General features: G+C 63.5%; 10 protein-coding genes. 6 read left to right on the top strand and 4 right to left on the bottom strand.

What is annotated here, in order from left to right; all coding sequences use genetic code 11:
* Window positions 1-808 precede the first annotated feature (808 nt).
* Both ACFV15_RS07500 and ACFV15_RS07495 read left to right on the top strand, forming a co-directional pair.
* The gene (locus ACFV15_RS07500; RefSeq protein WP_378349350.1) at window positions 809-1,561 is read left to right on the top strand and encodes an AMP-binding protein; all 753 of its coding nucleotides are present in this window, start codon (window positions 809-811) and stop codon (window positions 1,559-1,561) included.
* A gap of 373 nt (window positions 1,562-1,934) precedes the next feature.
* The gene (locus ACFV15_RS07495) at window positions 1,935-2,315 is read left to right on the top strand and encodes a hypothetical protein (protein ID WP_378349349.1); all 381 of its coding nucleotides are present in this window, start codon (window positions 1,935-1,937) and stop codon (window positions 2,313-2,315) included.
* A 546-nt stretch (window positions 2,316-2,861) separates the two neighbouring features.
* On the opposite strand, the gene ACFV15_RS07490 is transcribed toward ACFV15_RS07495, so the two are convergent.
* Window positions 2,862-3,623 carry a carbonic anhydrase gene (locus ACFV15_RS07490; RefSeq protein WP_378349347.1) on the bottom strand — a complete coding sequence of 254 codons (762 nt, stop codon included), beginning with the start codon at window positions 3,621-3,623 and terminating at the stop codon, window positions 2,862-2,864.
* Between the two features lie 538 nt (window positions 3,624-4,161).
* Between ACFV15_RS07490 and ACFV15_RS07485 the strand changes: the two genes are divergently transcribed.
* The 3 genes from ACFV15_RS07485 (at window position 4,162) to ACFV15_RS07475 (ending at window position 5,964) form a co-directional block, all read left to right on the top strand.
* A complete protein-coding gene (locus tag ACFV15_RS07485; protein WP_378349345.1) occupies window positions 4,162-4,440 on the top strand; it encodes a hypothetical protein in 279 nt (92 codons plus the stop codon).
* 139 nt (window positions 4,441-4,579) lie between these two features.
* Window positions 4,580-5,131, top strand: a complete 552-nt coding sequence (locus ACFV15_RS07480; protein ID WP_378349343.1) for a hypothetical protein — start codon at window positions 4,580-4,582, stop codon at window positions 5,129-5,131.
* Between the two features lie 416 nt (window positions 5,132-5,547).
* The gene (locus ACFV15_RS07475; RefSeq protein WP_378349342.1) at window positions 5,548-5,964 is read left to right on the top strand and encodes a hypothetical protein; all 417 of its coding nucleotides are present in this window, start codon (window positions 5,548-5,550) and stop codon (window positions 5,962-5,964) included.
* 243 nt (window positions 5,965-6,207) lie between these two features.
* Here the strand turns inward: ACFV15_RS07475 and ACFV15_RS07470 are convergent, their stop codons facing one another.
* Both ACFV15_RS07470 and ACFV15_RS07465 read right to left on the bottom strand, forming a co-directional pair.
* Complete coding sequence (locus ACFV15_RS07470) at window positions 6,208-6,618, bottom strand: hypothetical protein (RefSeq protein WP_378349340.1); 411 nt, start codon at window positions 6,616-6,618, stop codon at window positions 6,208-6,210.
* A 144-nt stretch (window positions 6,619-6,762) separates the two neighbouring features.
* Complete coding sequence (locus ACFV15_RS07465) at window positions 6,763-9,390, bottom strand: hypothetical protein (RefSeq protein ID WP_378349338.1); 2,628 nt, start codon at window positions 9,388-9,390, stop codon at window positions 6,763-6,765.
* Between the two features lie 648 nt (window positions 9,391-10,038).
* Here ACFV15_RS07465 and ACFV15_RS07460 point away from each other — a divergent pair.
* Window positions 10,039-10,434, top strand: coding sequence for a hypothetical protein (locus tag ACFV15_RS07460; protein ID WP_378349336.1), 396 nt, complete (start codon window positions 10,039-10,041; stop codon window positions 10,432-10,434).
* Between the two features lie 98 nt (window positions 10,435-10,532).
* Here ACFV15_RS07460 and ACFV15_RS07455 read toward each other — a convergent pair whose 3' ends face one another.
* Window positions 10,533-11,105, bottom strand: coding sequence for a hypothetical protein (locus ACFV15_RS07455; RefSeq protein ID WP_378349335.1), 573 nt, complete (start codon window positions 11,103-11,105; stop codon window positions 10,533-10,535).
* Window positions 11,106-11,196 lie beyond the last annotated feature (91 nt).

Here is an 11,196-nt window from a genome sequence, read left to right as displayed (position 1 = left end):
TCGCGAGTGATTCCGCCACCTATGGTTCATTCGCCGGCCATATTGTGTCCGGCGCCACTTATGAGTGGTTCCGCGAACATCACACGGCTGCGTTATCGCGCCGCTCCCGCCGGGCAGCGCCCTCGTGAGTGTTGCGGACGGTTATTGGGTAGAACGGCAAATATGGCGTGGTCGCCGACAGGTCCAGGTGAGCGCATCCTTAGCGTCCACAAAGGACTCAAGAGCTCACCCTTTGCCCCAGTATGTCGCTTTTAGGTAGTTTGGTCGGTGAGTGAAGGGAGCCTTCATCCGACCTGGCGGAATGAAGGCTCCCTTCACGCGATCGGCTGTGGCGAGGGGACCTTCCCCGGGATAAAGCGGGCTTTATCCCGGATGTCCGGCACGAAAGTGTGCGGGGTGAGTGGTGACTCTGCTCCGTTGGATGCGGCAGAGTCACCACTCGCCCACCGGCTCCGCGCCCCGCCTTCAGTGAGTGAGGGCCTCCTTCACCAAGTTCGACTTGGTGAGGGCCTCCTTCACCAAGCTATGCGTGGTGAGGGAGGCCCTCACTCGCCGGATTTGGCGAGGGAGGCCCTCACCAAATCCGCGTCAGCCGCGGAGCGCGGACGACACAACGATCACCACAACACGCCACGTTTGGCCTTCCCCTCAAAATAGAACCGTCGGCAACACTCATGACCCCCTTTGCCGCCGCTTACGCCCTGCGGCCCGGCCGGTCACCGAACCCGTCAGGCACGCCACATTGGCCCTTCCGCGTAATAAATGGTTTGACTCGCTGTGATGACCAAAGTCTGACAGCATCACGTCAATGCCTTTACAGCCGGGCTCGGCCAAAACGTCCCAGAGTTACGTATTCACCCGCACTCCTGAGCGTCCTGTCATCACCGACACGAACGGCCAGAAGATAACCGCCGGCGCGTTTCGTGACGATGTCTACCAGCTGGCGGCCGAACTGGCGGGCCGGGGCGTCGGCCGCGGCAGCACGGTGGCGCTGATGACGGGCAATCGCACCGAGGCGCTCAGCCTTCGGTACGCGGCGAATCTGCTCGGTGCCCGCGTCGCGCTTTTCCACGAGCTGATCCACAAGCTGGTCGCGCCTGAGGTCGTGGCGCGCACGGTGAGGAGCATCGACGCCACGATCGTGCTCGCCGATCCCGAACTAGAGCAACGAGCCAGTGAACTGGCCCGCTGTGAAGGTGTTCCCGCCGTGTTGTTCCTCGGCCCCACCGAGCTGGGAGAGGATCTGATGGCCTGCGCGGCACGGCACACGGGCCGGCGCCTGGCGTCCGCAGCCCAGCCGGCGGACGACTGGTGCATCCGCATGACCGGCGGAAGTACCGGGATCCCCAAGAACGTCTGCGTTTCCTTCGAACATGGCAGCCTGGTCATCACCGCACGCGCCGCCCAGCTCCGGTTTCTCGCCTGCGCGTCGCTCGCCCATTCAGCCGGAGCAGACGCCGACGCCACGCTGCTGGCCGGCGGACAGGTGATCCTGCAGGCGAGCTTCGAACCAGGCGCGGTACTCGCCGCCATCGAGCGGGAGCGGATCACCCACGTCTAAATGATCTCACCGAACCTCAGGCAGATGCTCGACCACCCCGCTGCCGGGACCACCGACGTCAGCAGCCTGCGCTGGCTGGGCTACGGCGAGCACCTGCTGTCGCCGACCCGGCTGCACCGCGCGCTGGAACTGGTCGGCCCCGTCCTCCACGGCTGGTACGGCCGGACAGAGGCAGGCGGCCTCATCACCAAGGTCCTGCCCCACGAACATCATCTGATCGGGCGGCACGGGCAAATCACCGCAGGCCGCTCCGTTCCCGGCATGGAGGTCGCGGTCTGCGGCCCGGCGGAGATCAGGGTGCGTTCCCACAAGATCATGAGCGGGCTATCTGAAGCAGCCCGGGCTCTCCGCCGAAGTCCTGTGCGACGGCTGGTTGCGCACAGGCGACGCGGGCTACCTGTACATCTGCGGCCACTACAAGGAAGTCATCAAACTACTGGGCGGCCATCAGGTGTTCCCCGCCGACCTGGAGGACTTCCTCCTCACCCATCCCGCCGTCGCGCAGTGCATGGTGTTCGGCGTCCGCCGCCCGGACGACGCCGAGGAGATGCACACCGTGATCGTCCCGACCCACGGACACACCGTCGACCTGGAACTCGTCCGCAACTTCGTCACAGCGCACAAAGGACCTATTTACGCGCCAACGGCATTGCACCTGCTCGACGTCATGCCCTTGAACGCTTTAGGCAAACCCGACAAGAGGGCAGTGCAGACCGCACTCGGCCTGACCAACGAGAGCCTCACCATCTACTGACTCGCTGGCTTCTCCACGATCGAGATGCACTGGACCGCGTCGTGACGACACAGGGCCACCCTTGTGTCGTTAGAGGTGACACGAGCGCCCCTTGTCACCTCGCCGTACGAGACTCGCGCCCCCACCTGTAGCAGCAGCCACGGCAGTCACACCTGATCCGCCGTCAACGTTGTGAACGCCCCTTCCACAACGTTGAACGTTGCGGAAGGGGCGTTCACGTCACGTTCTGCGGTTGAACGCACAAAAGCCGCTTTTGTGACGGTGAGCGACACATAAGCCGCGTTCGTTCCGTCCGGGACGCCCGGAAACGTGATTGAATGCGACGCTGGGGGATGAAACGGGCGCGTTTGGTCCTTTGTGGACGGTTGATCAAGGAATTTCGGCGTGGCCAGGCACCTGGCCACGCCGAAACCCCAGCACCGGGGAAGCAAGTGAGTGCACGCTTGACAGTCCAAGCCAAAGCTTAAGTACCCGACATTGGGTTAGAACCGTCGGCAACACTCACGACCTCGGCGAAGCCAGATCACCGATTGCAGCAGGCGGTTTCTAGTACATCGTGACCTTGGCGGTGGCCAGGTCGTACGAAGCGCCGACCACGCGGAGGCTCCCACCGGCGATGGACTCGGCGACCACCGGGTTGCGCTGCAGCGTCGCGACCACCGAGCGGATGTGCGCCTCGAGCGCGGCCGCGTAGATGTCATCGCCGCGTTCCTTGGCTTCGCGCGCGGCGGGAACGAGGGCGGACACCAGTCCGCCCAGCGCGCCTGCCGGCATCTTGGCCGGGTCCTTCATCGCGTCCACCGCCGCCTTGACCGCACCGCAGTTCTGGTGCCCGAGCACCACGATCAGCGGCGTCTTGAGCGCCAGCACCCCGTACTCGATCGTGCCGATGGTGGGGTCCGACAGGACATTTCCCGCCGTCCGGGTGACGAAGATGTCGCCGAAGTCCTCGTCGAAGACCACCTCCACCGGCACCCGTGAGTCCGCGCAGCCGAACACCTGGACGTAGGGCGTCTGCCCGGTGGCGTGGCGGCGGATGTCGTCGAGCGTCTGCGTGTGCAGCGTCTTGTTGGCGAGGAGGCGCTCGTTGCCCTCCAGCAGCCGCTTCAACGCGCCGTCCGGCGTCTTCGGCAACTCTCCCTGCGGCATGGGCACCGATGTGCCCGATGCCGCCGCCGTCCCGTCGGCCTTGGAGGCCGAAGAACAGGAACTGACGGCGACCGACAGCCCCGCGAGAGCGAGTCCGCGCAGCACCGCCCGCCTGGCGGGCTGGGTACGCGAGGAATCATCGTACGTTTGATTGTGCATGAGTCATTATTGAAGGACGAAATTGCCAACGCAGCACGTGCGCGACCTTTTCCGCCAAATGCGGAATCTGCGAAGGAGTCGATGAAAGTAGCAGCGGGCCTGGGCGCCGAAGACCGTGTCGAACAGGCACGCTACGCCCCGCCAAGGGAAGATGCTCGGCACCGTGAACGCCGGCCCGTGAAGCCTAGGCGCGAATCCGAAGCACCACGCGATCGCGTGGCAGGCCACGTCCCGGATCTGCTTGAGGTAGTACGCCCGGGTGGGTGAATTCGGTCATCGATCGACTGTCGAAATTCACCCGAACGGGCATTCGACGCGGTGACCTCGGCAGTTGCCGCCCAGCTGCGACGTCGACGACCGCCGGCACCTCAAGCCCGGGGGTATCCGCACTCGCCGGAGCGTTCCGCCCCTCTTCTCCGCGAATTTCGGAATTTCCTTGCGTCAAGCCAGACCTGTCCCAGAATGGACCCTCGTGCCGGACTCCGAAAGGATTGCGCCAATGAGTTGGGGCCAAGCGGTCTTGAACGGTGACTGTCGGATGCTGGCGGTCGATGCGACGTTCCACGGGGTGTTCGGTCGCGTACCCGATCCGCTGCTGGTCGGCGGATCCTTTCCTCGCCTCTTCCGCGCGGACGCGCACGACATGCTCATTCGCGAGCTGACCGAGGTGTTCGCAGGCGACCGGTCCCAGTTCACCGGGAAGTTCGCCGGCCTGGGACCGTCGGGCGAGGTCGTCCCCGTCGAGGTCAAGGCACGGAAGCTGGCCCGGCCGAGCACCGGCCCGGCACTGAGCGTGCTGGTACGGCCCGCGACTTGACCTCGAAATCCGAACAAGGACGTGTTTTGACGCACACTCGAAGAACGTCGCAGTGACTGGGTTGCCGCCTTCGTCGCTGACCGCCGCCTGCCGAGACCGCTGAAGCAGCTCGTTAAGCTGGTGAGGGATTTCCCTTGTCTTGACCGTTTTGCCTGTTGACCGTACTTGCCGGCAACTAGACTCACTATTGCATGCGCACAACGACAACAGCATTCCGGTCTTACCGGAGAGGTCCAGCGGAGCGGCTGTTCCGGTCGCCATGTTTGACCCTGCCCACCAGGGCCGAGCAACTGAGGAGCTTCAATTGAATTCGAAAACTTTTTCAGCGGGGTTTCTCGCTGTGACCACAACTGTGCTCGCAGCGGTGGCACTACCAGGACAGGCTTACGCCGCCGACCCGCCGAAGTGTCAAGCGCCACAGGGAAATTCCTGCATCGGGATCAAAAACCATATTTCCGACGTTCTGTCAATTCGCGTCAACGGCGCATGCATTACAGGCATTGGACACAGTGGCGGGCGGGCGCGGACCCCGAACCCCCAACGCTTCCTTCCCGACCGCTTGAACACGATTTCCGTGGAGCCCTCCTGGAATAACGAATGTGGCGCCGTGCTTCCCCCCGAGCGTTACACCTTTAACGTGAGCTACGCGGACAAGTTCAACTATGTCTGGGTGACCGTCAAGAAACGTTAAGCGCTCGGCAGCCATGCTGGCCTGAACCGAGTCGCAGGCCGAGTGAGGCCCTCCTTCACCAAGCTTGACTGGACGAAGGAGGGTCTCACTCAGCTATATGGGGCGCATTCGGCCCTCATCCGACGGAGATTGACCAAGCAGGCCCCGACCATGCCGAGATCGCAAGACTGGAGCGAGAGCGACCGCAGGGGGTCGCGCAGGTCGACATTCCCTCGCCTGCGGCCACCTGTCGACAGATGGCGCCCCAGCCTGTGTGGCTGTGACGTGAGCCCCGGAACGCGCGGGTTAAACTCAAGGTAATGGACTCGTGAGGGTTTCCCCTTGGATTGGGCCATGCGAGTGAAGTTCGGCAGATCTAGATGCAATGATTTCCCTACGCCGGGAACGACCGGCCAGGTGAAATTAAAGGGGTAAGCATGCGCAGGTCGAAATTGTTCACCCGCTCGATGGGAATCGTCCTTTCCTTAGGTGTTCTGCTGGGAATTTCCGCGGCACCGGCCAACGCGGCCACCCAGCGCCATTTCATCCACATCACCACCCACGGCTTGCCCATCTGGGAAGCGAACGCGGAACTGTACTTGCCGGGCGGCAAGCAGGTGTACAAGTGGAAAGTGGGCCGCACGAGCGGCGGCAGCGAGCGGTGGAACTTCACCTCGAACGGCGACAACGGCGGCTGGCTCGACGTCGGCGTACGGGGACTGGTCAAGGCCGGCAGCAGGCCCGAGGGGATCACCAAGACGGGCCTCACACTGGACCGTAACTACTGCTTCCAGATCGACGCACGGGGCCACGCCAAATACACCGGAGACAGCATTAACGGCAATTGCACCTGACGCTTCTTTCACCTCTGTGGGCAGATCGCGAATGGAAACATCGCCATCTGCCCACAGAGCGTGCCGGCGTCCGATCGCGTAGGTAACCAGGAAGCGGCCGGACACTTGATTGCGGGACGGCATGAACGCCACTTCCGCAACAGTGAACGTTGCGAAAGTGGCGTTCATGCGTTCAGCCACGCCCAAGGGCGCACACGCTCACCTCAGGCCGAAACCGCCACGCTCGGTTTTCCGCCCACTAAATCACATATCGCAGTCCTTGGCCTCATGAAAACTTCCACTGGCACTGAACCGGAAGCAAAGGTCGCGCGCAACTTTGTCAGACGGGAACGAAAAAGGAAAAACCCTTTTATCGCTTTCCACGACGACGGAGATCTTTGGATGCTTGTCATAGTAGTCGTAATACCAGGTGAACTTACGCCGCACGCCGATCTTGCGGCAGTCCTGGGAGGCCTTAACGGGGCCCTGACTATTGACATAGACGTTGTCGAGGTACACGCAAACCGTGTGACCACTGAATGATCTATTGCTCACCCTGACGGAATTCTTGTGCTCCAGTCCGTTAATGATATCAGCCACAGCCGGAGCAGCGGTCGACACGGGAAGTAACCCGAGGACACAGAGCATTACTGCCGATTTCGCCAATCTCTTCACAACTCGAATTTTGTACAGGCGTACGACGACCAGGTCAACGGACGGTTTCGATATTCCCGATAGTTCGAATAAATTCCGCATGTTGACCAGACAGGGTGATCACCTGAGCGCCACCGCGGCAGGGGCGACCGCGGCCACGATGAACTACTTGTCACCGCACAGCGTGGCGCAGACAAGGAACCCGTCGAGGGTGGCGTACTGGCCGCTGCGTTTGACCACCCGCACGGTGTGCGGGGTGGCGGGGTCCAGGTCGTCGGTGCTGTACAACGTCTGCTGGACTTGCCTGCCTGCCGCCGATGTGCTGATCACACCCTGGGACACGCCATCGACGAAGACCTCGATGTCGCCCTGGTCGGAGTTCTTCTCCCCGATCACGCCGACGCCGGCACCGGTGAACGTCAAGGTGGCCGAGTCGCCGTCGTTGTGCGCGCCGTGCACGGTCTCGTGGAAGTCACCGAGGCCTCGGAATCCTGGTGCGATCCACGAGCCGCGGTACTCGATGGACAGGTCGAAGTCGTCGAGGCGGCTCCGGTTCGCTCGCAGCGCGCGGGACGGTCCTGCGGTCTTGATGATCTCCCGGGCCACCGGCGGCCAGTCGCCGTTCTTGACCTCCGTGTTGTTGCTCAGTACGACGTTGGTGCCGTTGTTGTAGCTACCCGCCGGTGCATAGAAGTTGTCGTGCATGCGGATGTCATGGATGGTCGGGGTCCACATGCCGGTCCACGAGCCGTTGGCGAAGTGGATGACGTTGTGGCGGGTGTCCCAGTTCGAGCTGCCTTCGTCCTGGTAGACCATGTTGTTGGTGTGGGTGCCACCGCTCAGCACGTTGCCCCGGAACTCCGAGGTCAGCGTGTCATCGTGACCGCCCTGACCGCCGTTGGTGTAGATGTGCCCGCCGTCGTGCAGCACGCCCATGACGTCGTAGACGTAGTTCTCGACAATCTTGTTGGCACCGGCGTAGTTGGTGCCGCGACGACAGGAGCCGACCGGGAAGTTGTTCTGCTTCGCCTGCAACTCGCAGCTCGCGGCCCAGCCCCAGCCCCAGCCCATCGAGATGCCGGAGTACGGGGTGTGCGCGATCTCGTTGTTCGCGAGGGTGATGCCCCGGGTGTAGCCCGCCCAGATGCCCACCGCGTCCTGGTAGTCCTGCCCGACGTACTCGATGACATTCTGCGAGATGGTGTCGCCGCTGGTCATCCGCGTCGGGTCGGTGACGTAGTAATCGTCGACCTCACCGAGTGACACGCCGCCACCGGACGTGTCGTGAATCCGGCTACCGGTGAACGTCGACTCACGGGTGCCGTCGGCCAGGTCGATACCGGTGCCTCCGGTGTGGGCGATCTCGACGTCGGTGAAGGCGATGCCGCGCCCACGGTGCACCTGCACCGCCGCGGGGATACGGATGGAGCGGCGCGTGGCGGCATCCCACAGCACGCCGGCCTGGTTGTCGATGTAGCCGACGGTGGAGGGCAGATTCCAGGTGGTGTGCGCGAAGGTGACCCCGCGGAAGGTGATGTCGTGCACCGGGGCGATCCGGTCGGGGATCACCGTGAACCCGTCCACCACCAGATAGTCGCCGCCTGCCTTGACCAGCTTGACGGTATGCCCACCCGTGGACAGCCCGGTCACCGACACCACCGGCTGCTGCGCCAGCCGGACCGGTCCGTTCGCCGACACGGTCTTGATCTTTGCGCCGTCGACGTACACGTCGATGGCACCGCCGTCGGTGTTGACCTCGGTGAGCACGTCCAAGCCCGTACCGGTGAAGGTGAAGGTCATCGAGTCACCGTTGACCGTGGTGTAGTGCACGTCGTTGTCGAAGTCGCCGTGCGGACGCCCGCCGGAGGTCCGCCATGACGGCGAGTACGTCGCACGTGGGTCGGTGTCGTTGACGGGCGCCAAGTGCCCCGGCGTTCCGCTGAGGTCCACGACCTTGTCCAGTACCGGCAGGTCCACCTGAGCGGTGGCGAGGTTCTCACCGGGTCGCGGCCTGTAGTACAGGTGACTCGTGTTGGTGTCGAGGTAGAACTCACCCGGCTCGTCGAGCAGTTGGTAGGCGTTCTCCACCCAGCTGACGCCCTCGAGCTTCGGCAGCCCGGCGCCGTTGAACGGGAAGCCCAGGTTCGGCACCGAGGTGTTGTTGTTGGCGAAACAGGCCGGTGCCACGTCGAGGCTGGAGCCACCGCCGTCGGCTTCGGTGATACCCGCCAGCGGGCACCGCATGTGCTTCCAGTCGCGGTTGTAGGCCACCTCGACGGCGGAGGTGATGGTGAACGATCGATACGACGTGTCCCCGGTGACGAAACTGGAGTTCTTCAGGGTGAACCCGCCCGGGTTGAGCGGCCCGCGGGCGCGCTGGGCCCGCTGTCCGTTGACGAACAGCTGACGGCTCGTCGTTCCGGGCGGCACAACAGCCCGGTAGATGTTGCGAGTGCCGTCGTAAAGGCTGAAACCGCTCACCTGGCGCGCGCCGCTGAACACGGGCCGCTCTGTCCCGTAGGCCGCGTACACGACCTGGTGGCCGTTGGCGCCCGAATCCGCCGGGCCGAGGGTGAACGGCTCGGCCAGCCGGTACGTGCCGCCGCGTAGGCGCACGTTGATGTCGGCGGTCATCGAGCCGACCATGGCGCGCACCTTGGTCCGGACGCCGGCCAGATCGCACGGAGCCGCCTTCGTACACGCGCTGCCGAAACCGGCAGGGGAGGCGTACAGCTCCCTCACCGGAACCGCAGCGGCAGGCAAAGGCACAGTGAAACCCACCGCTGCCGCCACGGCTGTGACCATCAGACGCTTTACGCTCAGCCTTGAACGCGTGCGCATCAGTGCTCCTCAAAGCGAAGGGAGTGCCGCACGGACGCACGGCAAAGCAGGGCCGATGGGCACTCGACCCTCGATTACAGGGCGTTACAGCGAGTGACAGTCGAAGCGGATTCGCTTTTGTGTGATCGCTAACATTAGAGGGCATCGCACTGCTCCGCGCAAGCCATTCATCGGGTGTCTTCGCCTCCGCAGCTCGACGACGCGCAGGGGAAGATTGGACGGTGCTCGTCGGCAACGAGCACTCTCGCCCACCGCCGAACAGTCGAGTCCGCCGCCATGACAAGGGTACTGAGCAGCGCGGCACCGCCCGGAGAGGCTTCAGCGAGCGCGACGCCACGATCCCCCCACCTCTCCGCCCTAGCAGTCGATCCACAGCGTCCGCCGTCCGCGCTACGACACCCCGACCAGGTTCATCGGATGTCTTCGCGCGCATGAACGCGATCCGTAGCGTGCGGATCGGAAAGTTTTGCGAAAAACGCGGATAAACCCTCCGCACCCTGGCTTGCGCGCCACGCGTCGGCGACGATCTTGCATATGCCTGATCAGCAACCGGCAAGATTCCCTACCCGCACGGTGATCCGAGCGACCAAGGAGCAACACATGAAGTTTCACGGTAGCCGAACGCGCCAGGCAGCCAGTGCCGGTGCGGCATTCCTCATGATGCTGGGAACCGCCGCCGCCGTCGCACCCGTCGCCAACGCCGAGGAAGGACGCCGCGTCTGCGTCTACTCTTCCTCGACCGGCACGAACAGTTTCCCAATCTGGGCAATGGACTGGCGGAAGACGAGCGACAGCTCGTGTCCCGAGAACAAGAACAGCGTCGCGCTGCGAGCCGGAGCGTTGACGAAAACTACGGAATCGATTACGTGCCAGGGCTTCGCGAGCAATTTTCTCGGCGTCTCGTATGATCCGTGCCCACGCATGAACAACGACATCATGTACAAGATCACCAAAAATGGCTCCGATGTGAAGTACGAGGACAACGGGCACTACTGAGAGGTCACGACACGGCCTCGGCCGCGTCCGGCGGATTCACCGGACACGGCCAAGCCCTTGAGGCGACATCGATCACGCCGACGTTCTCTCGAGAGGCCTCAGTGCGGGCAGCGGTTGCGCTCGTCGGCCGTCATGTTGCGGGTGTAGAAGGTGACTGAGCCGTCGTCCGGCATCGGTGAGGTGGCGGAGAAACCCCAGACGTACCAGATGTAGTGGCCGCGCCACCTCTTCCCGAAGTGGAGTTCGTAGTCGCCGGTGATGGTCTGCATCGTCGGCGCGTGGAAGATCTGACCGACACTCCATGCGGGCGTGCTCAACATGTCGGTGCGGGTGACGGTGTGCGACCAGTCCCAGCTGTGGTTGTAGGTGGCCGTCACCGTGGCCGTGTAGACGTCGGCGAACTTCATGCCTGTCTCGATGGTGATGCCGATGCTGTTGGAGCCGCCGGTGGCGTCGGCCCATGAGATCGACTCACGCTGTTCGACCTTGCTGCAGTTGAAGACGGTGCGGCCGACCTGGCGGCGCTTGCCGGCGAACTCCTTGCGTGACTTGGCGTGGAACACGCAGGAGTCGGTGCCACTGTTGCACTTTTCCAGCCGCTCGCGTTCGGTCGGATCGGAGTCGGCCTGCGCGATCGGGGTGGCCAGGCCGAGTGTGACGATGGAGATCATGACAAGCGTCAAAGCTTTTCTGAAGCGCATGGTCGTGGATCCCTTCTTGGCGACGTGAGAAATGAGAAACGCCTGTGCCGTGGATCTGCGG

It is taken from the genome of Amycolatopsis sp. NPDC059657, assembly GCF_042734395.1.
Taxonomy (GTDB): Bacteria; Actinomycetota; Actinomycetes; order Mycobacteriales; family Pseudonocardiaceae; genus Amycolatopsis.
The sequence above is the reverse complement of the archived record's forward strand: the minus strand, read 5'-3'. Positions and strand labels throughout refer to the sequence as shown.